Annotated in this window: 19 protein-coding genes; 4 read left to right on the top strand and 15 right to left on the bottom strand. The window is 64.3% G+C overall.

Features of this window, described 5'->3' with window-relative positions:
- The first annotated feature begins 121 nt into the window (after window positions 1–121).
- On the top strand, window positions 122–1,777 hold the full coding sequence (pgm, locus tag LB518_RS03050) for a phosphoglucomutase (alpha-D-glucose-1,6-bisphosphate-dependent) (RefSeq protein WP_224572860.1): 1,656 nt from the start codon (window positions 122–124) through the stop codon (window positions 1,775–1,777).
- Between the two features lie 230 nt (window positions 1,778–2,007).
- A complete protein-coding gene (locus LB518_RS03045) occupies window positions 2,008–3,168 on the top strand; it encodes an extracellular catalytic domain type 1 short-chain-length polyhydroxyalkanoate depolymerase (RefSeq protein ID WP_224572858.1) in 1,161 nt (386 codons plus the stop codon).
- Here the strand turns inward: LB518_RS03045 and LB518_RS03040 are convergent.
- The 13 genes from LB518_RS03040 to LB518_RS02980 form a co-directional block, all read right to left on the bottom strand.
- Window positions 3,161–4,003, bottom strand: a complete 843-nt coding sequence (locus LB518_RS03040) for an urease accessory protein UreD (RefSeq protein ID WP_224572856.1) — start codon at window positions 4,001–4,003, stop codon at window positions 3,161–3,163. The genes LB518_RS03045 and LB518_RS03040 overlap by 8 nt on opposite strands.
- Window positions 4,000–4,641, bottom strand: coding sequence for an urease accessory protein UreG (gene ureG, locus LB518_RS03035; RefSeq protein WP_502845770.1), 642 nt, complete (start codon window positions 4,639–4,641; stop codon window positions 4,000–4,002). Before ureG ends, LB518_RS03040 begins: the two co-directional genes overlap by 4 nt.
- The gene (ureC, locus tag LB518_RS03030; protein ID WP_224572854.1) at window positions 4,638–6,344 is read right to left on the bottom strand and encodes an urease subunit alpha; all 1,707 of its coding nucleotides are present in this window, start codon (window positions 6,342–6,344) and stop codon (window positions 4,638–4,640) included. The genes ureG and ureC overlap by 4 nt, the downstream gene beginning before the upstream one ends.
- A gap of 8 nt (window positions 6,345–6,352) precedes the next feature.
- Window positions 6,353–7,051 (bottom strand): urease subunit beta, encoded by a 699-nt coding sequence (ureB, locus tag LB518_RS03025; protein WP_224572852.1) that lies wholly within the window; start codon window positions 7,049–7,051, stop codon window positions 6,353–6,355.
- A 14-nt stretch (window positions 7,052–7,065) separates the two neighbouring features.
- Window positions 7,066–7,743: an urease accessory protein UreF gene (locus LB518_RS03020; protein ID WP_224572850.1), complete on the bottom strand. Its 678-nt coding sequence runs from the start codon at window positions 7,741–7,743 to the stop codon at window positions 7,066–7,068.
- The gene (gene ureE / locus LB518_RS03015; protein WP_224572848.1) at window positions 7,736–8,185 is read right to left on the bottom strand and encodes an urease accessory protein UreE; all 450 of its coding nucleotides are present in this window, start codon (window positions 8,183–8,185) and stop codon (window positions 7,736–7,738) included. Before ureE ends, LB518_RS03020 begins: the two co-directional genes overlap by 8 nt.
- A 22-nt stretch (window positions 8,186–8,207) precedes the next feature.
- A complete protein-coding gene (locus LB518_RS03010) occupies window positions 8,208–9,896 on the bottom strand; it encodes an asparaginase domain-containing protein (protein WP_224572846.1) in 1,689 nt (562 codons plus the stop codon).
- 2 nt (window positions 9,897–9,898) lie between these two features.
- Window positions 9,899–10,849 carry an acetamidase/formamidase family protein gene (locus tag LB518_RS03005; protein WP_224572844.1) on the bottom strand — a complete coding sequence of 317 codons (951 nt, stop codon included), beginning with the start codon at window positions 10,847–10,849 and terminating at the stop codon, window positions 9,899–9,901.
- Between the two features lie 112 nt (window positions 10,850–10,961).
- A complete protein-coding gene (locus tag LB518_RS03000) occupies window positions 10,962–12,068 on the bottom strand; it encodes an ABC transporter ATP-binding protein (protein ID WP_224574270.1) in 1,107 nt (368 codons plus the stop codon).
- Between the two features lie 30 nt (window positions 12,069–12,098).
- The gene (locus tag LB518_RS02995) at window positions 12,099–13,184 is read right to left on the bottom strand and encodes an ABC transporter ATP-binding protein (protein WP_224572842.1); all 1,086 of its coding nucleotides are present in this window, start codon (window positions 13,182–13,184) and stop codon (window positions 12,099–12,101) included.
- A gap of 15 nt (window positions 13,185–13,199) precedes the next feature.
- A complete protein-coding gene (locus LB518_RS02990) occupies window positions 13,200–14,102 on the bottom strand; it encodes an ABC transporter permease (RefSeq protein ID WP_224572839.1) in 903 nt (300 codons plus the stop codon).
- A 10-nt stretch (window positions 14,103–14,112) separates the two neighbouring features.
- Window positions 14,113–15,069: an ABC transporter permease gene (locus LB518_RS02985; protein WP_224572837.1), complete on the bottom strand. Its 957-nt coding sequence runs from the start codon at window positions 15,067–15,069 to the stop codon at window positions 14,113–14,115.
- Between the two features lie 96 nt (window positions 15,070–15,165).
- Entirely contained in the window at window positions 15,166–16,755 is a 1,590-nt protein-coding gene (locus LB518_RS02980; RefSeq protein WP_224572835.1) for an ABC transporter substrate-binding protein, read from the bottom strand.
- A gap of 416 nt (window positions 16,756–17,171) precedes the next feature.
- Here LB518_RS02980 and LB518_RS02975 point away from each other — a divergent pair, with 416 nt between their 5' ends.
- Together LB518_RS02975 and LB518_RS02970 are read left to right on the top strand one after the other, a co-directional pair.
- Window positions 17,172–18,569: an amidase gene (locus LB518_RS02975; protein WP_224572833.1), complete on the top strand. Its 1,398-nt coding sequence runs from the start codon at window positions 17,172–17,174 to the stop codon at window positions 18,567–18,569.
- 23 nt (window positions 18,570–18,592) lie between these two features.
- Window positions 18,593–19,996: an amidase gene (locus LB518_RS02970; RefSeq protein ID WP_224572832.1), complete on the top strand. Its 1,404-nt coding sequence runs from the start codon at window positions 18,593–18,595 to the stop codon at window positions 19,994–19,996.
- A gap of 107 nt (window positions 19,997–20,103) precedes the next feature.
- Here the strand turns inward: LB518_RS02970 and LB518_RS02965 are convergent, their stop codons facing one another.
- Both LB518_RS02965 and LB518_RS02960 read right to left on the bottom strand, forming a co-directional pair.
- A complete protein-coding gene (locus tag LB518_RS02965; RefSeq protein WP_224572830.1) occupies window positions 20,104–20,508 on the bottom strand; it encodes a MarR family winged helix-turn-helix transcriptional regulator in 405 nt (134 codons plus the stop codon).
- Window positions 20,509–20,694: 186 nt separating this feature from the next.
- Window positions 20,695–21,741 carry a substrate-binding domain-containing protein gene (locus LB518_RS02960; RefSeq protein WP_224572828.1) on the bottom strand — a complete coding sequence of 349 codons (1,047 nt, stop codon included), beginning with the start codon at window positions 21,739–21,741 and terminating at the stop codon, window positions 20,695–20,697.
- Between the last annotated feature and the right edge of the window lie 298 nt (window positions 21,742–22,039).

The raw sequence follows: 22,039 nt of genomic DNA, 5'->3' as shown, positions 1-22,039 counted from the left end.
CAACCTCCGATACGCCTCATGCCATTGCGTGAGCGCTCATGGCAAATGAGATGCGGCCTTCATCTTGAGCGGCTAGGATGCCGATCTATTTGCTCCAGGACGCGATCGCAGGGACAACGAAATGTCGGACACGAGATTGAGCCCACTCGCCGGAAAGCCCGTCCCTCGCGCCATGCTGGCTAACATTCCCCGCCTGATGACGGCCTATTTCGCCCTGACTCCCGACGCCGAGATTGCGACGCAGAAGGTCTCGTTCGGCACGTCTGGCCACCGCGGCTCAGCATTTGCCGCCGCTTTCAACGAATGGCACATCCTGGCGATCACGCAGGCGGTCTGCCTTTATCGCCGCCAGGCCGGGATCACCGGCCCGCTGTTTCTTGGCATGGACAGTCACGCGCTTTCGGAAGCGGCCCAGACAAGCGCCATCGAGGTGCTCGCCGCGAACGGCGTCGAGACGATGATCGACGCCGCGGGCGGCTATACGCCGACACCCGTCATCTCGCATGCGATCCTGACCTATAACCGCGGCCGCACCGAGGGCCTGGCCGATGGGATCGTCATCAGCCCGTCCCACAATCCGCCCGATGAAGGCGGCTTCAAATACAACCCGACCAATGGCGGGCCGGCGGATGTCGACGTCACCGGCTGGATCGGCAAGCAGGCCAACGCCTTGCTGCTCGCCAAGCTCGAAGGCGTCCTCCGCATGCCCTATGAGCGCGCTCGCAAGGCGGCATGCATCCATCCTTATGACTTCGTGACGCCCTATGTCGCGGACCTCGTCAATGTCGTCGACATGGAGGCGATCCGCAGTGCAGGCGTCAGGATCGGCATCGATCCCCTCGGCGGCGCGGCGGTCCATTACTGGCAGCCCGTCATCGAGCGCTATGGCATCGACGCAACCGTGGTCAACGACGTCGTCGACCAGACCTTTGCCTTCATGACGGCCGACTGGGACGGCAAGATCCGGATGGACTGCTCGTCGCCCTATGCGATGGCGCCGCTGATCGCCCTTCGCGACCGGTTCGACGTGGCCTTCGCCAATGACACCGATGCCGACCGGCACGGGATCGTCACGCCATCAGGCGGGCTGATGAACCCGAACGCCTTCCTGGCGGCGTCGGTCGCTTATCTCTGCGCCAACCGGCCGGAATGGGACAGCGCCAGCGGCATCGGCAAGACCGCGGTCTCCAGCGGCATGATCGATCGCGTCGTCGCCAAGCTGGGCCGGCGGCTGGTCGAGGTGCCGGTCGGCTTCAAGTGGTTCAGCAAGGGGCTGATCGAGGGCACGCTCGCCTTCGGCGGCGAGGAGAGCGCGGGAGCTTCGTTCCTGCGCCGCGACGGCTCCGTGTGGACCACCGACAAGGACGGCATCATCATGGGCTTGCTCGCCGCGGAGATCACCGCGCGCACCGGCATGGACCCGAGCCAGCTTTATGCCTCGGAAACCGCTGATCTCGGCCAGTCCTTCTATGCGCGCATCGATGCGCCGGCGACCGGCGAGCAGAAGGCCCTGCTTTCGAAGCTCGATCCCGTCAGGATCGAGGCGACCGAACTTGCCGGCGAGCCCATCGAGGCAAGGCTGACGCGCGCGCCCGGCAATGACGAACCGATCGGCGGCGTAAAGGTGGTCACCCGCAACGGCTGGTTCGCCGCGCGCCCCTCGGGAACGGAAGAGGTCTACAAGATCTATGCCGAGAGCTTCCTGAGCGCGGAGCATCTGAAGGAGGTGCAGACGGACGCCCAGGCAGTGATTTCCAAGGTTTTCGCGGCGAAATAATCGGGCGGGCTCGCTCGCCGACGTAAGCGAAAGGCGACGCATCCGGCCGCTTTTTGGCGGCGGGCCAGCAGTTTGCGCTGCCGACTCTCATCGATTTCAAGAATTCGGCACGCCGCGCGCTGGTGACCAGCCGAATCCCTCCTATATCATTGTGCAGTGCAGCATGAACCGTTCATGTTGCCTCCCGAAACGGGCGTCCGTCTCCCGCGGATCGCTGCCGAGGAGCCACAATGCGCAACCTGTCCGATACGATCGCTCGCCTGGCTGCCTTCAAGCACATGAAGCAGCCAGCCCAGCCATCACCATCCGTCGACCGCCTTGCGTATCTCGGCCCGTTCGGGTCCAATCCGGGGGCGCTCAAGGGGCGGATCTACATTCCGAAGCGCCCAGCCGCCGCGATGCCGCTCGTGGTGGTCCTGCATGGCTGCACGCAGTCTGCCGCGCAATATGACGCGGGGACCGGCTGGTCGATGCTTGCCGAAGAGGCGGGCTTCGCGCTGCTGTTTCCCGAGCAGGGGCAGGCCAACAACCTCAATCGCTGTTTCAACTGGTTCCAGCCGTCGGATTTCCAGCGCGACCAGGGCGAGGCGCTATCGATCCGGCAGATGATCGACCATATGGTTGCGACCCATTCGATCGACCGAAGCAGGGTCTACGTCACCGGGCTCTCGGCCGGCGGCGCCATGGCGCTCGTGATGCTCGCCGACTATCCAGAGCTTTTTGCCGGCGGCGCGATCATCGCCGGCCTGCCCTATGGCGTCGCCACGACGATCCCCGGTGCCTTCGATGTCATGCGGGCACACGGGCTTCCAGACGGTCCAGCTTTGCGCAAGCTGCTGCCGGACGCCACGCCATCAACCGGCTGGCCGACCGTCTCCGTCTGGCAGGGGACCGGCGACCAGACCGTCAGCGCGGCCAATGCCGACGCGATCATCGAGCAATGGCGCGGTGTGCATCAGGTCGCGGCCAAGCCGGACGACGTCAGCAAGGACGGACGTGTCACGCGCCGTGTCTGGCACGATGCCCGCGGCGACATCCGCCTCGAACAGGTACTGATCGCCGGCATGGGCCATGGCACCCCCATCGACGACAAGGGACCCGATGCGCTCGGCGCCGCCGGCCCGTTCATCCTCGATGTCGGCCTCTCGTCGACCCGCCTTATCGCCGCGCGTTGGGGGCTCACGGCCGAGCACGCGGCCTCGAGCACTGCGACCACGCCCCACGCTCTGGACCCGGACGAGTTGCTTGTGACGACAGAGATGCCGGTGCAGCCACAAGCCGACGACCGTCAGCGAAACGGAACGACGGCTCCAAACCGGTCCGCTCGCGAAGATGTCGGCGGCATTCGCAAGGTAATCGAAGACGCCTTGCGCCAGGCAGGCCTCATGTAGCTGAAGACCGCCGATCGGCCGGCGCGACGCCATGCAGTGCCAGCCGATAAGCGGTCCACGTCGCCTTGATACCGGCTCTGACGCTGCGGAGGTCGGGCGCAGCAAGGCGTATGCCGACGCCTGCGCGCATCGGCAACGGACTGGCGGCGCCATAGAGATCGCCCAGCGAGCCGAGGCGCTCCGTCAGCGTCCGAGCGAGTTCATCACACATCGCGAAGCTGTCCGGCAGCGCCAGCAGCACGGTTCCGAACGCTTCAAATCGGACGGCGCGCCGGCGTGGCAGTGCCGCGATATCGAGCCGGTCGATCACGGCCGGATCGCCGGCTCGCGTCAGCACCGTGGACGAGGTCAGCCGGCGAAAGGGGCGATGCTCACCTGCGGGATCGTGGACCGTGAACGCATCGGCAATGATGGCCGCACCTGAGGGCGCGACCTCGATTTCCACCGTCTGGTCCAGCGCGGCCTCCGGAAACAGAATCCGTGGTTCCTGCAGGAATTCGAGTTCTCCGCCGGGCGCGACGTCGAGCTTGATCGCCTCACGGCTGGTGAAGCCCGGATGAGCGCGGTGCACCGCTGTCGCGCCCTGGGTGGTTACATGTGCCGCCGCACCCGTCGCGACACGGATGCGCTGGATCAGACGATCCTCGCCATGCACGGCACCACTGCTCGTCTGCACGATCACCGTGAGCATGTGCGCCGGAACAGTATCGAGAGCGAAGGACCGCGTCAGCACGAAGGGCCAGGCAAACAGCCGACGAGCCATCACGGTCCGCTCGCCGCGCCGGGCAAAGCCGAGATCAAGCTGCGCGTGGTTGGCCGGTGAGGCGATGGTCACGCCCGAAACAGCACGTCTTTTTCAATCATCGCGATCACGGCCTCGATCCCCTCTCCGCCCCTGCAATTGGTCAGCAGCACCGGCCGATTGCCGCGCACGGTCAGCGCTTCGGCATGCATGCGGGCAAGATCGACGCCGACATGAGGCGCAAGGTCGGTCTTGTTGATGATGAGGACATCGCAGCGGATCGGACCCGGTCCGCGCTTGCGCGGAATATCGTCGCCGCCAGCCACATCGATGACGAACAGCCAGAAGTCGGTGAGATCGCGCGAGAAGGTCGAGGCGAGATTGTCGCCGCCGCTTTCGATCAGGATCAGTTCGACGCCGGGAAACTGCCGCTCCAGCGCGTCGGCAGCTTCGATGTTCAACGTCGGATCCTCGCGGATCACGGTATGCGGGCAGGCACCGGCCTCCACGGCCGAAACGCGCGCCGGATCGATCAGACCCGAGCGGCGGATGCGCTCGGCGTCCTCTGCCGTCACCAGATCATTGGTGATGACGGCGAGATCGATGCCCCGCGCCTGCAATGCCGGAATGAGGCGTTCGACCAGCGCGGTCTTGCCCGAGCCGACCGGCCCGCCGATGCCGACCCGCGCCGCGGCGACGCGCTGGGGCGCCGTAGATGTCATCATATTCATCGCAGCATATATCTCCGAGCGAGCGGCACCTTCACAGCGGGCGGGCACATCAGCAGCTTGCCATCGGCTCGCACTTCGAAGGTCTGCGGATCGACCTCCACAAACGGTTTGGCGCTGTTTCTCAGCATGTCCGACTTGCCGAGCTTACGGACATTCCTGATCGGGACGCTTTGCTTGCCAAGGCCAAGCCGCCCGCGAACGTCGGCCTCGATGGCGAGGCTCGACATGAAGTTGACGCCGAGATGTCGCGGCGCTGCGCCGAGCGAACCCCACATCGGCCGCTGGATCATCGGCTCGGAGAGGCTGAGGCTGCCATTGCCGTCGCCCATAGCGGCCCAGGCGACGAAGCCGCCCTTGATGACCATGAACGGCTTGATGCCGAACGAGGCACGCGGCCAGATCACCAGATCTGCCATCTTGCCGGGCTCGATCGAGCCGACATGATCGGCGATGCCGACCGCGATCGCCGGATTGATGGTGAGCTTGGCGATGTAGCGCTTGACGCGCTCGTTATCGGCCCGAGCCGTCGTCTCTTCGGCCAGCCGGCCGACCCGCTCCTTCATGACGCTGGCGAGCTGCCAGCAATTGGCGACATTCTCCGCCAGCCGGCCCATGCCCTGCGTATCGGTGCCGAAGATCGAGATGGCGCCCATGTCATGCAGGAAGTCCTCGGCGGCCATAGACTGCGCGCGGACCCGCGCCTCGCCGAATATGACGTCCTCGGGCGTGTTGTAGTTGAGCTGGTGCGCGATCATCGTCATCGGCACGCCCTCTTCCATCCCATAGCTGGTGTAGGGGTTGGTGGGGTTGGTCGAGGATGGAATGACGTTTTCGTAGGAAACAACCTTGAGAAGGTCCGGCGCGTGGCCGCCGCCGGCGCCTTCCACGTGATACATATGGATGGTGCGGCCATCGACGGCCGCCATCGTGTCCTCGCAGAAGCCGAACTCGTTGATCGAATCCGTATGCAGGTGAACCGCGAAATCATTGCGGTCCGCCGCGATGAGGGTCTGGTCGATCACAGCGGGGGAAGCGCCGAAATCCTCGTGGATTTTCACTGACATACCGCCTGCGGCGACCGATTCCTCGACCGCACGCGGATCGGAGCCGCCGCGCCCGAACAGCGCGAAATTGAGCGGCGAATGCTCGGTCGCCTGCAGGAAGCGCCCGAAGGTCGCCGTGCTGCCGCTGCCGACTTCGAACACGGGCCCCGGACCACCGCCGACCAGGGTCGTGGTTCCCCCGGCAAGCGCATGTTCCGATTGTTCGGGCGACTGGATATGAGCGTGGCTCTCGACGGCGCCCGCCGTGACGATGAACCCTTCGCCGGAGACTGGCGACGTCGTGTGGCCGACGATCAGATCCGGATGGACGCCCGGCATGACATCGGGATTACCGGCCTTGCCGATGCCGACGATCCGCCCGTCGCGGATGCCGATATCGGCCTTCACGATGCCGGCCACCGCATCGATGATCGTCGCATTCTTGATGACGATATCGAGGATCTTGTCGGACGAGGTGCGATAGGGATTGATGCCTTCGCCGTCGCGCAGGTTCTTGCCCGCTCCGATCAGGAGTTCGTGGCCATAGACGGTGTAGTCCTCCTCGATCTCCACGAAGAGCCAGGTATCGCCGAGGCGGACCAGATCACCTTTGGTCGGCCCATAGAGATCGGCATAGGCCTTGCGGTTCATCGTTGTCATGATGCTCCTCACGCGCCTCGATAGCCGCGGGCGCGGGCGAGCTCGAGCGATCGCTCCCGCGCACCGGGCGCATCGAGCGGCCCGTTCACGAGACCGGCCTGGCCCATAACGATGCGGGCGCCGTCGATCGGGACCAGCCGCACCGCCTTGACGACGCCCGGCTCGAAGCGAATGCCCGTTCCGGCGGGACGATCGATCTTCATGCCGAAGGTCACGCCACGATCGAACTGCAGCGCGCGGTTGACCTCGAAGAAATGCGAATGGCTGCGGACCTGGACGTCGCGGTCGCCCGTATTGACGACGTCGACCACCACGACCGGCTGATCGGCGAACATGGCGATGTCGCCTTCGCCGCCGATGATCTCGCCCGGCACGACGTCATCGAGCAAAGGCGCCGGCCCGCGCGAGATCGGCTCGAACAGCGCCATCACCTTCGTGCCCTCGGCGAAATGGCATTCGATGTAGATCATCGCCACCATCTCGGCGACGCCCGGCTCGACGTCGTCGGTCGTCAGCAGCTGGCTCGCCATGTCACGGATTTCGGCATAGGGCATGTCGCGCCGCGCGGCGAGCATGACCTCGTCGGTCAAGAGCGCCACGGCCTCCGGATGGCTGAGGCGGATGCCGAGCGCGCGGTTGCGACGCGCCATTTCCGCCGCCGTGAAGATGACGAGGCGGTCCATTTCGGTCGGCGTCAGGTTCATCATGGCTGTGCCCCGTTTCAGGTCGTGAACATGCGGACATGCCGCGAGGGATTGCGCGAGATCGCGATATCGATCAGCGGCGTGAAGCTCGACGGGCGCTGCTCGTCGGGACAGGGCTCGGCCACAAGCCGCGCCAGATGCCCGCGCGCCGCGGTGAGGCTGCTTTGCGCCTCGACATGGCCGATGACGCCGAGCCTCACGGCAGCGCTGGCGAGACCATTCACCAGCGTCCAGCCGGAGACGAGCTCCGCCGCTTCCAGCGCGAGCCCGCCGTCGCGATAGACGACCGCCTGCACGACCGGCAGATGGCCGAGCCGCTCATTGCCCTCCAGCATCGCGCGATAGGCGCGCGAGCGGGAATGACCAAGCCGTGCCGAAACGCCCAGCAGCGCCCGCCCAGCCCGGCGCGAGCCCTCACGCATCGGCGCGGAAGGGGTTGAGACATCGGCGAGACGGTCGATCGCGGCGACCGCCTCGAGGTCGTCGGCGCGAAAAGCGCGGCGCAGCAGGGGACGGTCCATCGTGTTCCAGCGCGCTTCGAGATGCTCGCCGATCAGTTCGTCGAGATCCGCGGACCCTTCCAGCAAGCCGTCGGCGGCAAGCCCCTCGACGCCCCACGAAAAGGCGAAGCCCCCTGCGGGATAGGCACTGTCGCCATATTGGCAGAGCGCCAGCGCGGTGAGAGCGTCAAACATCGGCAAGTTCCGCGACCTCGCCCTCGGCCATCAGCGGCTGGATGCGGGCGCGATAATCGGCGAGCGGCCCATCGAGCAGCACGAGAAGGCAATCGTCTTCGAAGCGCACACGCCAATGCAGATTGCCGGCATTCCAGCCAAGCTTCAGCGCTGCAGCCGCTGTCGCGGGACGCAGGCGCCAGATCGCCTGGGCCCCGAAACGCGCAATAATGGCGCGGTCCGGCCCAAGATACAGCAGCGCTCCGTCGACGAGTTCCTCGTCGCGATCGAGACTGACGGCGCAGTCTGTGCCGCGATCGGTCGCGAGGCGGAAGCGCTTGCGCCCGGCGTCCTCCGGCGGAACGAACAGCAGCTCGATGCCGTCATGGTGCTCGAGCGAATGCAGCCGCCCGCGATAGGCCGGGTCCGTTTCCTGGCCGATGATCCCGTGAATTCGCAGCATCGCCGTCATCCTCGCGCGCCCCTCAATGTGTGTCGAAGACGTGCTGATAGGCCGCCACCGCCGCCTTCAGGGCCTCGACCTCCGCCGCCGTCGGATGCGCCGGATCGGCGGCCGCCGGCAGGCTGCCGAACTTCATCAGCGCCGCCATCAGCAGCAGGCGCGCCTTGGTGGCGGTGAGGTTCATCCCGGCGATCGACAGCGGATCAGGATCGGCGAAGCCCTCAGGATAGCCGCGGCCGACACGCACGACCGGCGCACCGCTAAAGCTCGCCCGGCGCAGCATGGCGGTGCGCAGTTCTGATGTCGCCATGCCATAGGGGACGAGGCCCTCAACGACGAAGCCGACCAGCCGGCCGCTTTCGAGGCGATGGCGGATCAGGAAGCCGAGATCGGCCTCGGCCTCGGGATCATCGCCGAACGCATCGGCGGCGAAGCCGCCGTCCTTGACGATGGAGACGAGCGGAATGGCGTCGCCGCGCAGCGCCCCGTCGTCGTCCTTCACCCGCACCTCAACCCTGTAGATGCCGCCGGGCGTCAGCCGCGTCGCTGTCACATGCGTCGGCAGGCTGGTGAGCTTGACCGCCGACGAGGCCGTATGGCGGTAGGCCGGCAGATACATGAGATAGGGTTTGCCGGTATGGGTGACCTGGCCGAGGATGCCGCCATGTCCGCCGGTTGCGACATAGCCGCCGGGCCGTGCATCGACCTTGGCAACCTCGCGAGCGGCGAAGAACTGCTGCTCCTGGATGACGACCGTTCCGCAGCGGTTGCCACCCTTGCCGTCGTCCCAGATGCGCGACTGGAGATAGGTGACGGAATCGACGATGTTGGCCGGACCGTCATTGCTGATCTGGCCCTGCGGCCGCTGCGCCGCGTTGCAGGCGATCGGCAGGTTGGTATCGATGAGGAGATTGAACCAATAGGCGATCTCCTCGACCTGCGGGCTGCCCTGCGTCCAGATCGCGCCGTCATATTTCCCCGAGGCCATGATCGCCTGGACGTCATTGGTGATCTTGGCGAGAACGGGCCGCGGCGGCGATTTGGCGAGTTGGAAGGGTTTGTAGGCGAAGAAGTCACGGCCGAGGCTCTCCGGCGCGATATCGCCTGCGCCGGTATCGGCGCGGCGATCTTCCGCCAGGCCTTTGGTGAATCCGCCCGGTGGGCAGACGCGGTAGAAATCGACCTCGGCACGGCCGCCGATCAGGTTGCCCTGACCATCCGCCCCGATCGAGAGGCGATCAATTTCCTCGAAGCTGCGCGAGCCATCCGGGAAGAACCCCTGCCGCGAAACCGGCCCGCCGGGGACGACCGCCTCCTCCTCCCAGGGCGAGCCATCCAGCTGCAAGGCCATATAGGGGAGCGGATAAAGACCGTCTTCCGGGGCAAGCTCGATCTCGTAGACCGGCTTGTCCTCCTCCGCGCGGCGCTCCTTGCTGAACACGCCGTCGGCGCCGACATAGCCGTCGGGCGGGGCATAGAGTTCGGCGCTGTCGGCCTCGAGCGGATGGGCTGAGAACTGTTCGACATAGACCTTGACCGGGGCCGCGAGCCGCTGGGCCCGCAGTGCATCGAAGGCCGGCGCTCCGCCCTCACCCGCCGGCAAAGGCGTCAGCCCCTTCGCAAGCCGGGCCTTGTTCGAAGTGACCAGCGGAGGCGTATTCTGGATCGTCGCCGTGGGGCCGGCGAGATGGGCAATCCGGATCCTCGTCATGATCAATGTTCCTTCCGCGGGGTGAGCAGTTTCTTTTCGATCATCATGTGCACGCCCTTGGAGACATTGACGGTCTGGGTCACGTGCAGATCGCCCGCGAGGCTGCAGAGCATGTAGGCGTCGGCGGCCGAGAGCCCCGTTTTCTCGCCGATCAGCGTGATCATCTCGCGCAGCGCCTTGACGGCGCATTGGTCGAGATCGGGATCCATGCCCATCGTGATGTAGTGGGTTGGAGTCTCGGCACGCGGATAGGTGAAGGCGAGATCCTTGTGGAGGATGAATTCGAACGTGCCGCGAAGCGCTGTTTCGATCGCCGTGACGCAAACTTCGCCGTCGCCCTGCGCGCCATGCCCGTCGCCGCAGGAGAACAGGCCGCCCTCGGTGAAGACCGGCAGGAACAGCGTGCTGCCGGCTGTCAGTTCCTTGTTGTCGAGATTGCCGCCGGTCGCCTGAGGGGCAATCGACGAGATGCGGCCCCAGCCTTTCGGCGGCGCAAAGCCCATGACGCCGAAGAACGGCTTCAAGTCGAGTTCCAGCCCCCACGGGAGGATGCCGACATTGCGCGCCCGATCGAGCGGAATATTGACGTGGCGCGGCTCGTCATAGTCATGCGGAAGCGTGCCGAGCAGCGGCAGGATGAGATTGAAGCCCCAATCCTGCAGCAGCGACACGTCATGGATGCGGATCTCGACGACCATGCCGGGCATGGCGCCTTCGATAAAGACCGGACCGGTCAGGATATGCGGCCCCTCGGGCCGAAGCCCTGCATGGATGGCGTCAAGCGCGTCCGGAATATGGAACTTCGTGCGGTCTGGGATGACGTTCGGCGAGCCCGAGACCGTGTCGATCGTCACGGTATCGCCACTCGAGATCGTGAGCGCCGGACGCTGCTTCGCGTCGAAATAGCCCCAATGGCAGGTTTCGACACTCGGCTGCAGGTGGAAATTCGCCACTCTTCGGTCCTCCAGGGACGGCGTGAGCCGGATGATGCAGCCTCGCGAGGGCGGCCCAACTCCGGATCGCAGGGAATATGATCAGGATGGAAACGGTTTCATTCAGCAGTGATCAGGCAGACCGGCCCAGCATTTCCGCACGCTCTGCGGCCATCGGCGCCGGTGTTGCCCGACCGCCTGGCGGCAACGCGGATCCGTTGAAGGCAAGCCGTTTGCCTTCGAGCCCGACGCGATAGCAGCGGGCCATGTGGCGGCTCGCATCGACGGTCTCGGATGGCATCGCGACGGCGCATTCGGGCTCCGCATAGGCGCAGCGCGGCAGGAAGCTGCAGCCCTCGGGAAGCGCCCTCAGATCCGGCGGACTGCCGGCGATCGCCTCGAGTGGAACGACGCGCTCCTGGTCCTTCACCGTCGAGGCGAGCATGGCCTGCGTATAGGGATGCTGCGGGCGGTTGAGGACGTCGCCAACGCTGCCATATTCGATGATGCGGCCGGCATACATGACGGCGACCTTGTCGGCGATCTGCGCCGCGACGCCGAGATCATGCGTGACGAAGATCATCGACATGTCCATTTCCCGCTGCAGCCGGCGCAGCAGCACCAGGACCTGGATCTGCACGGAGGCATCGAGGGCCGTCGTCGGCTCGTCTGCCAGCAGGAGGCTTGGACGACAGGACAGCGCGACGGCGATCATCGCGCGCTGGCGCAGACCTCCGGAAAGTTCGTGCGGATAGGCCTTCAGCCGGCGCTCGGGAGAGGGAACGCGCACGAGTTCCAGCAATTCGAGCGCCCGCGCCCATGCAGCCTCGCGGCCCAATCCCTCATGGCGCCGAACCGTCTCGGCGATCTGGTCGCCGATGGTGTAGAGCGGATCGAGCGCCGTCATCGGCTCCTGGAAGATCATCGAGATCGTCGAACCGCGCAGCTTCGACAGCACACGGTCGCTGACGGTGCCGATGTCATGCTCGCCGACCTGCATGCTGCCTTCGATCACTGTCCGCTTCTTGGGATGAAGGCGCAGCAGCGAGCGCATCATCACGGACTTGCCTGAACCGGATTCGCCGATGACGCAGAGAACCTCGCCGCGTGCGAGGTCGAAGGTGACGCCATTGACCGCGCGCACCGTCGCCTCGCGACTGACGAAGCGGACACGCAGGTCCTTGACGCTGACGAAAGGCGTGGCCAGCGGCTGGGATCCAGACAGGTTGGGGGTCGTCATGTCGTTCATGTCGTTCTCCTGCGCCAAAGGTCAGGCACGAACCGGAAGGGGTGCACGGCTGTGGCCCGAACCGGGATGAACCATGTGGCAAGCGGCCAGATGGTCGTCGGCGGACGATCTCAGGACATCGCCAAGGCCAGGTGCCTTGGCCATGCAGACGTCCTCCATGAAGGGGCAGCGTGTGTGGAAGCGGCATCCCGATGGCGGGTTGACCGGATTGGGCGGATCGCCGGCCAGCGGCGCCGCCTCGACCCGCTCCTCGGGATCCATCGACAGCCGGCAGGCCAGCAGAGCCTGGGTGTAGGGGTGCTGCGGGTCCTCGTAGATCTGGTCCACAGGACCGATCTCCACCACCTGGCCGAGATACATCACCAGGACGCGGTCGGAGATGTAGCGGACGACGTGGAGATCGTGGGAAATGAAGATGTAGGTGAGATTAAGCTGCTTCTTGAGGTCTTCGAGTAGGTTCAACACCTGGGCCTCGACGGATTTATCGAGCGCCGAGACCGCCTCGTCGAGGATCAACAGCCGGGGATCAAGCGCCAGTGCCCTGGCGATATTGACGCGCTGCTTCTGGCCACCCGAGAGTTCATGCGGATAACGCTGCGCGAACAGGTTCGCCTTCAGGCCAACCTTCTCCATCAGGGCGCGGGCTTGCGCTTTCGCCACTTTGGATGATGCGCCCTGCACCTTCGGACCATAGGCGATCGACTGTTCAATCGGCAGGCGTGGATTGAGCGAGGAATAGCTGTCCTGGAACACCATCTGCAGCGCGCGTCGAAGCCCATCGAGGGGCACGCCCGTTTCCTCGCCGACAAGGTCGCCATCAAGGATGAGATGGCCCTCGTCGCGATCGACGAGATGCATCAGCAGCCGCGCCAGGGTTGACTTGCCGCAGCCGCTCTCGCCGACGATGCCGAGCGTCTCGCCCTTCAGGACGTAGAACGAGATGTCGTCGACCGCCTTGACCTCGGCGACCGTCCGGTTGAGCACGCCGGCGCGGATGGGGAAGTATTTCCGGATGCCGTCGACGATCAGCATCGGCTGGGCCGGGCCGCCACGATCACGCGGATCCTCGGCGGCAACAGGCGGCGGCGATAGGGCCATCTGGGTCATCTGCGTCCCTTTCGATCAGGCCTTGACGTCCATGGCCTGGCGCAAGCCGTCGCTGACCAGGTTGAACGCGATGGAAGTGACAAGGATGGCGACGCCGGGAATGGCGGAAACCAGCGGCTGGACATAGATCGACTGCCTCAGGGTCGAGAGCATCAGCCCCCAGTCGGCGGTCGGCGGCGAGACGCCGAGCCCCAGGAACGACAGGCCGGAGGCAAGGATGATCGAGATGGAGACGAGCGTCGACGCGTAGACGAGGACCGGCGACATCACGTTGATGAGCACATGCGTGAAGAGGATCGATGTCGTCGAAGCGCCGGTCGCCCGCGCTGCGTCGACGAAATCCATGTTGCGGACCTGGCTCGTCGCTGTCTCGGCGACACGGCAGATCGGCGGAATGAGGACGACGGTCAGGGTCAGCATCTGGTTGGTGATGCCGCCGCCAAGGCTGCCCGAGATCGCCACCGCCAGCAGGACCGAGGGAAAGGCGAAGAAGATGTCCATGGTGCGCATGATGCCCATGTTGACTTTTCGCCCGTAATATCCGGCCACGACGCCGAACATGCCGCCGACCAGCGTCGCCAGGAGGACAGGGACGATCCCCATCAACAGCGAGACGCGGCCGCCATAGAGCAGGCGGCTCAGCATGTCGCGACCCTGTTCGTCGGTGCCGAGCAGGAACTGCCTGTAGCCGATCGGCCTCAAGCGATGGGCCATCGAGGACTTGTAAGGATCGAACGGCGCGAGCCAGGGCGCGAACACCGCCGAAAGCACGATCAGGATGATGAGGGCGATGCAGAACAGCGTGACATAGTCATAGCGCAGCCTCTGCCAGACCCCGCCCCAGTAGCTGCGGACGCGCGCGGCGGGTGCAGACTGGACTGGAGCAGCGGCGAGGGAATTGGCGAGAGCGTCGGTCATCGGATGCCTCTCAGCTTCGTTTGATGCGCGGATCGATGAGCGACTGCGCAAGATCGACGACGAGATTGATGAGGACGAAGGCCGTTGCGAGCACCAGGATGGTGCCCTGCAGCAGCGGGATATCGCGGGTCAGAATGGCCTTGTTCAGCAGGTAACCGGTGCCCGGCCAGGTAAACACCGTCTCGACCAGTACCGAGCCGCCGATCAGATAGCCAAGCTGCAGCCCGAGCATCGCGACCGCCGCCGGCATGATGTTGCGGACCGCATGCACCATCACCTCGAACTCGGACAGGCCCTTGGCGCGCAACGTCTGGACAAAGTCCTGGTTGAGGATTTCCGAGAGCGAGGATCGCGTCGTCCGCGTCATGATCCCGAGCGGCGGCAATGCCAGCGCGATGATCGGCATGACGGCAAATCTGAAATCGCTCCAGCTCAGATAGTCGAAGCCCTTGGAGCCGCCGGCACCCATTCCGGTGGCCGGCAGCCAGGAGAGGTTGACCGCGAAGATGATGACGAGGATGACGCCGAGCCAGAAGGTCGGCACGCTGATACCGAAGACCGCGACGGCCGTGATCGCCTTGTCGACGAGGCCGCCGGAACGATAGGCGGCGGCGACACCAAAGATCGTGGAGAGGATGAAGGCGATCACCACGGCTATCATCGCGATCACGATCGTGTTGGTGAATGCGCGAAGCACCTCGCCCGTCACCGGCGTGTTGTTGGCGATCGACATGCCCATGTCGCCGACCAACACCTTGCCGAGCCAAATCACATATTGGACCGGAAGCGGCTTATCGAGGCCGTAGGCGGCGCGCAGTCTCTCGGCGTCGGCCTGGCTCGCCGTCGGCGACAACAGGTTCTGGATCGGGTCGCCCGGCGCGATCTGCACCAGTGCGAAGCAGATAACCGTCACGCCGAAAAGGATCGGGATGGTCAGGATGATGCGCCGGAGCGCGTAAAGCCACATCACTTGCCTCCAAAGTACGGACAGTCCCGCCCGGATGGTCCACCCGCCGGGAAAGGGCCGCGAACAGAAGCGTCCGCGACCCTTTGAGGCGTCACGTCATGGTGCGACCACGATCGGGGTCAGGTCCTGGAACCAGCTCTGGGCCTGCACGAAGCCGGAGAGCTTTGGCGAAAGCGCGCGGGGATTGAGATCGTGGACGATGTAGAGCTCCGCCGCGTCGGCCACGGCCATCTCGTTCATCTGCGTCAGCAGGACGTTGCGCTTCGCAGGATCGAATTCACCGAGGGCCTGCTTGCCGAGCGCGTCGAGCTTTGGATTGGAATAGAAACCCCAGTTGCAGCAGGCTGGCGGCTGGTATTCGGTCATCCACTTCTTGAGGATGCCCTGAACCGGGTCGATCGGTGCCATCGAGAAGTTGATCGCATTGAAATCGCTCTTCCCCGCACCTGACAGGAAGACGCCGATCAGCGCATTCCAATCCATCGGCTCGAGCTGAACCTGGAAGCCGACTGCCTCAAGCTGCTCCTTGACCAGTTCGTTCATCGGCAGCGGCTGCATCTGCCCGGATCCCGAGGTCGAAATGCCGACCTTGATCTTGCACGGCGAGCAGTTCGCTTCCTTCAGCAGCGCTGCAGCCTTGTCCGGATCGAATTCATACTTGACCGGATGTCCGTACCAGGGCTGGGACTCGATCAGCGTTTGGTCGGCAGCAACCGCGACGCCCTGCAGCATGTCGACCATGTCCTGCCGGTTCATTGCGTAATTCGCGGCCTGCCGGACGCGGATATCGTTGAAGGGCGGCGTGTCGACGCGGAGCATGTAGTCCCAGTTATGGGGATAGGGCACCGTGATGATCTGCATCCCAGCGTCCTTCAGGCGCGGGATCGTGTCAGGCGATGGCGCCTCGACGAAATCGACCTGGCCTGAAAGCAATGCGGCTGCGCGGGTCGATGCTTCCGGCATCGGCAGGAGCACCAGGCGGTCATGCTTGGGAATACGGGCCGGGTTCCAGTATTTGTCGTTCTTGACCAGCTCGAGCCGTTCATGCGGAACGACAGAATCGAACTTGTAGGGTCCCGTTCCGGACGGCTTCTTCATATAGACGTTATAGTCATTGCCGGCCGCAGTCACGGCACAATTCGAAATCATGTAGTACATCGCCATTTCATAGGGAAACAGCGAGCTCGGTGCCTTCGTATTGATGGCGATCTTGTAGTCGTCCAGCTTGTCGACGCTGGCGATGTTCACAACATAAGTGCCCATCTGGCCGACATGGCGGGCGTTGAACTGCGGCGCGGTCGGGTCCATCACGCGCTTGAAATTCCAGATCGCGGAATCGGCATTCCACGGGCAGCCATCGTGATAGGTGACGCCCTGGCGGAGATTGAAGATCCAGCGCTTGTTATTCTGCGGATCGATTTCCCAGCTCGTCGCGAGACCGGGAACGATATCCGCGGCCTTGTCGGAGCTCGACAGGTCCCAGAGGGCCAACGCGTCGTAAAGCGTGTAGCCGGCGAAACGGTAGCCCTCATAACCCTGATCGGGCGCGCCGGTATAATCCGGGATATCCGCCGCCGTCATCGCAACGCGCAGGACAGACTCGGCCGATGCGTGTCCGCCTAAGCCGAACCCGAACACTGCAATGGCAGCCAGCTTCAGCACGCCTCGCATTCTCGATGAGTTCATATGTTCTCTCCTGATTATCGTCCGCGCTGCTCGGCAGGCGCCCATCACCTATTTCGCAAGGGCTGTGCCAGCGACGTCGCGAGACGACCAAGCGGAGAGGAAAAGGCCAATTATCGCGGATAAAAATATTCGAGATCGTATATTTTCCGCCATCTCCATGCAGAAGCGATTTTTTCGAGAGCACCGCTGTGACGTGCCCGGCTTCGGCTCCTCATTGGCTTCACTGCAGAAGCGGCGCGCATTTCTCAGGCAGCATGACCATATTTTCAACATTCAATATTATCGTTTGCAACTAATTGGTTTTCACATATAACCGCCTTCATTCCCTATGGAGGCATGATGAGCCAGACGAGCAAGGCACCCTGCCCGCGCCCTCACCCGACCGAAGCATCGTTGCGGCCGGCGGGCGGATCACGATGAACGCGCCACTGCACTATGCCTCGCTGCTCGAGGTCTCCGCGCTGATCGCGGCCGGCGAAATCTCACCTGTCGACCTGACCGAACTGATGCTGGAACGGATCGCGGCGGTCGACCCGGCCCTCAATTCCTATCTCCTCGTCACCGCAGAGAGCGCCCTCACCCAGGCGGAGGCCGCCGAAAACGAAATCCGGTCCGGCCGCCGTCGGGGCCCTCTGCATGGCGTTCCCATCGCCATCAAGGACCTCTTCCATACAGAGGGCGTCGCCTCGACCTTCGGCTCGCTCGCCTACAAGGACTTTGTCGCCAATAGCGACGCGACGCTGGTCCATCGCCTGAAGATGGCTGGTGCGATCATTCTCGGCCGCCTGCATCTGCATGAAGGCGCATTCGGCGAACACCATCCGTCCCTCGGGCGCTGCATCAATCCGTGGAACGAGGCCTATTGGCCGGGCGGATCTTCGTCGGGTTCCGGTGTCGCCACCGCAGCCGGCCTTTGCTTCGCCAGCCTCGGCACCGATACCGGCGGCTCGATCCGCTTTCCTTCAGCCGCCAACGGCGTGACGGGCCTGAAGCCGACCTGGGGCCGCACCAGTCGCTATGGCGTATTTCCGCTCGCCGATTCCCTCGACACGATCGGGCCGATGGGGCGCAGCGCTGCTGACGTTTCGGCGATGTTCAGCGCCATGGCCGGCGCCGACCCCATGGATCCAACCAGTCTTTCCGCGTCGGTTCCGGATTATCTGGCGGCGCTCGACGGGATTCTCGGCGCGCGCGGGCTGCGTATCGGCATTGACGAAGCCTATCTCGAAACCGGCGTCGACGACGAGACGGTCGCTGCCATCCAGGCGGCGATCACGGTCTTTCGCGAATTGGGCGCAACGCTCGTGCCGGTCGCCGTGCCCGATCGGCGCGACGCGATGCTCGCCCAGATGGTGATCACCGACACGGAGAGCGCTCTCTTTCACAAGGACGTCTACGAGACCGACAAGAGCGTGTTCGGCCCCCAGCTCGCCGCGGCGCTTGAACGCGGGCTCGCCTATGATCCGTTGACGATGTCCCGCGCCTATATCAAGCGCGACCGCTTCAAGGGCGAGATCTCCAGGCTTTTCGCCGATATCGACGTCCTGATATCGCCGGTGTATCCGATGGTCGGCGCGCTCTACGACCAGATGGACGCCCATCTCGCCGATCTCATCAGCTTCCTCGGCTTCACCTCGCCCTTCAATGTCAGCGGCAGCCCAAGCATCACGCTGCCCTGCGGCATGGCCGCGGTCGGCATGCCGATCGGCATGCAGCTGATCGGGCCGCATCTCTCCGAGGCGGCCTTGCTGCGCGCTGCCCATGCTTTCCAACAGGCAACCGACTGGCACACCCGCCGTCCGCCTGGCTTTTGACCTCCAGCAAGGAAGCCTCCGCAATGTCCCTCGGCGACATCCACTATCAACCGCTCACCGCCATCGCCAAGCGCATCGAGGCGGGCGATCTCTCGCCTGTCGCAGTGACGGAAGCGATCCTCACGCGCATCGAGGCGCTCGACGGCGACCTCAAGAGCTACACCACGGTCACCCCGGAACTGGCGCTAGAACAGGCCGGGAAGGCCGAAGCGGAAATTGCCGCCGGGATCTATCGCGGTCCCATGCACGGCATTCCGATCGCCGTGAAGGATCTCTGCTTCACCAAGGGCATCAAGACGACGGGGGGCATGACGATCTATGCCGACTACATCCCGGACCATGACGCCACCGTCGTCACGCGGCTCGCAGAGGCCGGCGCCGTGCTGCTCGGCAAGCTGCATATGACCGAGGGCGCGACCCTCGAGCATCATCCCGACCTGCCGGAGCCCGTGAACCCCTGGAAGAACGACCTCTGGACCGGCGTGTCCTCGTCCGGATCGGGTGTCGCAACCGCCGCGGGCCTCACCTTCGCGGCGATCGGGTCGGACACGGGCGGATCGATACGCTTTCCCTCGGCATGCAATGGCCTGACAGGGGTCAAGCCGACCTGGGGCCGGATCAGCCGCTTCGGCATTTTCGATCTCGCCTCGACCTTCGATCATCTCGGCCCGATGGCCCGCTCGGCCGCCGACGCGGCTGCGATGCTGCAGGCGCTGGCGGGTTGGGACCCGAAGGACTCGACCTCGCTGTCGACGCCCGTTCCCGATTATCTCGGCGAACTCGATGGCATCTATGGCGCCCGCGGTGTGCGCATCGGTGTCGACTGGGACTATTCCGGCGCGGATGCTGATCCGGTCTCGCTTGGTTTTATCGAGGATGCCGTCGACGTCCTCACCGAGATCGGAGCGCTGACGCAGCCGGTTCGCTTTCCCTCGGTCGAGACGCTGCTGCAATACACGATGCCAATGACCATGGCGGAAATGGCTGTGCACCATGAGGCGACCTATCCCTCGCAAGCCGAGAAATATGGCGGCTGGATCACTGAAGGTCTCAAGGCGGGCCATGGCGTCGGCGCGCTTGAAATCGGCAAGGGCATCATCGAGCGCTACAAGTTCCGCGGTGCCGTCGCGCGGCTGTTTGACGATATCGACATCTTCGTCATGCCCGTCTTCCGCACGGGGACGCCGACCTGGGAGGAAGTGCGCGCCGCGGTGGCCGAGGACTTCAACATCATCGGCAAATTCACTTCGCCCTTCAATGCAACGGGCACTCCGACGGTGACGCTTCCGTGTGGCTACACCGAAGATGGCCGCCCGGTGGCGATGCAGCTTGCCGGCAAGGCCGGGTCGGAGGCTCTGCTCCTGCGGGTGGCGCACGCCTATCAGCAGGCGACCGACTGGCACACCCGCCGCCCGCCGCTCCTCTGATTTCAGATCAAGCTCGGCTGCGCACCATCTTCGCGCGGCCGAAGCGTTTTCAGGTCCCGGAACCGCGCAAACCGCCACCGACCATCCGAGACGAGCCGATTCAGCAGCTACTGCAGCAATTCGCGCAGGAGATTGCGGAGTTCGGCCGCCCTTTCGGACTCGAGCAGTTCCACGATCCGCTGCTCCTGCGCCGTCGAGACGCCGCGGAGGCGCTTGAACAAGGCCTTGCCGCCCGGAGCGGTGACGATCAGGACACGGCGGCGATCATTCGGATCGGGCGCGCGATAGACGAGACCCTCGGAAACCATCTTGTCGACGATCTTGGTCAGCGTCGGAGGCTCGATCAGCGACTGGCTGGCGATCTCGCCCATCGGAGCTGGCTCGCTGGCGTCGAGCACCTCCAGAATGCGGAACTGCTCGATCGGCACGCCGCCGGGGCGCAGCCGTTCTTCAAGGTCATTCTCCAACTGACGATTGAGGCTCGCGATCAGATAGGCGAGCTGATCCTTCATCCGTACCGGCGCCATATTCCCCCCTGTCGATTGCTTATTGTTGCTTTCATTCTCTATCGAAACGCCGTCAAACCGCTGGTTAGGGTGATCCCACGCCCGACGAGGCAGGCAGGACTCGCCCGAGCGGCCAAAGCGGTTCCGTTAGCATCGCCATCAACGTTTGACAATATTCCGTTTTCAATTATTTCAGCGCGTCATCGCGGTGACGACTTCGAGCCTGACGCCGTCGGCACGGCCGATATAGACCGGCGGACACTGGCCGACCGGCTTGTCGTCGAGCATATGGCGAACGGCCGGCCGGGATATGGGGCGATGGAGATGATTGGCGAGCGCGCGGCTGTCGCGGGTCCCCAGATCATGGGCCAGCCCAGCCAGGACATGCAGCGCTTCATAGTAGCTGACGCTCGCGGCCGAAACGGGGGGCGCGAAGGCCCCGAAGGCGTCATGATACCGCTCAAGGAAATCATCGTTCGAGCGCGACTGGTTGACAGCGAAATAACTCGCCGCAGTGAAGAGATTGGTAGAAGCATCCGCGCCGATGCCGCAGATCACGGTCTCATCGACGATGAGGCCGAAACGGAGCATCTTCTGATCGAGACCCGCGGCCGCGAAGTCTCGATTGAATTCGACAGCACACAGCCCGACCAACGCCTGGATAACGACTTGGGCGCCACTCGTGGCAATCTGCTTCAGGACTTCAGTATTGTCGGTCAGGCGGGTCGGCATGATCGCCTGGCCTACGAGTTCGCCACCCTGCTGACGCAGCAGCCGGCGTGTGGTCGCGAGCGCCATGCGCGGCCAGATATAGTCATTGCCGACGAAAAAAAAGCGCTCGGCTCGCTTGGCGTGACGCAGCCAGTGCAGCGCCGGCCCAAGTAGTTCCTGGTCCGTGCTGCCGATGGCGACGGTCGAGGGCCCGCAGGCCAATCCCTCATATTGAGGCGTGAAGATATAGGGAACCTTGCTGGAGATCCGCTGACTGACGGCGTCGCGGATATTGCTGGTGTGACCGCCGATGATCACCTCGGCGCCCTCGACCTCGATCAACGCATCCACCGCGTCCACCGCCTGGCTGACCGCGAAACCGCAGTCGCCGAAGACGAGTTCGACCTCCTCGCCCAGAATGCCGCCGGCGGCATTGAGTTCGGCAGCCCCCAGCGTTGCAGCGGCATCCATCGCCGGCGCCCACATGCCCATGATGCCACTTCGAGGATGCAGCAAGCCGACTTTCATGTCCCTGCCCTCTCCAAATCCATGAACGAGGCGGCTCGGGTCGCGAGGCCGCCGCACGGCCACGCGCGAACTGGCAACACGGTTCAACGGTCCGCATACCAACCCGATCAGCGGCGCACCCTCGCACTGCAGCACCGGCCCTGTCAAACAAATGCCGAATAAGTGGCCGCGATACTGCGATGCCTACCGATTAGGCACATTGATGCCCTCTTCGATATTTTCAAATGAGATATTTCATGAATTAATAATCTCCAGTGAAACGGCACCGCGTTGTGGCCGATGCCGAATGCGATGACCG

Origin of the sequence: Mesorhizobium sp. BR1-1-16, from assembly GCF_020165495.1 — a bacterium.
In the GTDB taxonomy this organism is placed as follows: domain Bacteria; phylum Pseudomonadota; class Alphaproteobacteria; order Rhizobiales; family Kaistiaceae; genus Kaistia.
The sequence above is the reverse complement of the archived record's forward strand: the minus strand, read 5'-3'. Positions and strand labels throughout refer to the sequence as shown.

Excerpts from the sequence above, each read along its gene's own strand:
- LB518_RS02995 (WP_224572842.1), bottom strand. The coding sequence starts at position 13,184 with ATGACCCAGATGGCCCTATCGCCGCCGCCTGTTGCCGCCGAGGATCCG.
- ureE (WP_224572848.1), bottom strand. The coding sequence starts at position 8,185 with ATGCTGCGAATTCACGGGATCATCGGCCAGGAAACGGACCCGGCCTAT.
- ureG (WP_502845770.1), bottom strand. The coding sequence starts at position 4,641 with ATGAATATGATGACATCTACGGCGCCCCAGCGCGTCGCCGCGGCGCGG.
- LB518_RS02980 (WP_224572835.1), bottom strand. The coding sequence starts at position 16,755 with ATGAACTCATCGAGAATGCGAGGCGTGCTGAAGCTGGCTGCCATTGCA.
- LB518_RS03000 (WP_224574270.1), bottom strand. The coding sequence starts at position 12,068 with ATGACGACCCCCAACCTGTCTGGATCCCAGCCGCTGGCCACGCCTTTC.
- ureC (WP_224572854.1), bottom strand. The coding sequence starts at position 6,344 with ATGACAACGATGAACCGCAAGGCCTATGCCGATCTCTATGGGCCGACC.
- LB518_RS02960 (WP_224572828.1), bottom strand. The coding sequence starts at position 21,741 with ATGAAAGTCGGCTTGCTGCATCCTCGAAGTGGCATCATGGGCATGTGG.
- LB518_RS03010 (WP_224572846.1), bottom strand. The coding sequence starts at position 9,896 with ATGACGAGGATCCGGATTGCCCATCTCGCCGGCCCCACGGCGACGATC.
- pgm (WP_224572860.1), top strand. The coding sequence starts at position 122 with ATGTCGGACACGAGATTGAGCCCACTCGCCGGAAAGCCCGTCCCTCGC.
- LB518_RS02965 (WP_224572830.1), bottom strand. The coding sequence starts at position 20,508 with ATGAAGGATCAGCTCGCCTATCTGATCGCGAGCCTCAATCGTCAGTTG.
- LB518_RS03045 (WP_224572858.1), top strand. The coding sequence starts at position 2,008 with ATGCGCAACCTGTCCGATACGATCGCTCGCCTGGCTGCCTTCAAGCAC.
- ureB (WP_224572852.1), bottom strand. The coding sequence starts at position 7,051 with ATGATGAACCTGACGCCGACCGAAATGGACCGCCTCGTCATCTTCACG.
- LB518_RS02985 (WP_224572837.1), bottom strand. The coding sequence starts at position 15,069 with ATGTGGCTTTACGCGCTCCGGCGCATCATCCTGACCATCCCGATCCTT.
- LB518_RS02975 (WP_224572833.1), top strand. The coding sequence starts at position 17,172 with ATGAACGCGCCACTGCACTATGCCTCGCTGCTCGAGGTCTCCGCGCTG.
- LB518_RS03020 (WP_224572850.1), bottom strand. The coding sequence starts at position 7,743 with ATGTTTGACGCTCTCACCGCGCTGGCGCTCTGCCAATATGGCGACAGT.
- LB518_RS02970 (WP_224572832.1), top strand. The coding sequence starts at position 18,593 with ATGTCCCTCGGCGACATCCACTATCAACCGCTCACCGCCATCGCCAAG.
- LB518_RS02990 (WP_224572839.1), bottom strand. The coding sequence starts at position 14,102 with ATGACCGACGCTCTCGCCAATTCCCTCGCCGCTGCTCCAGTCCAGTCT.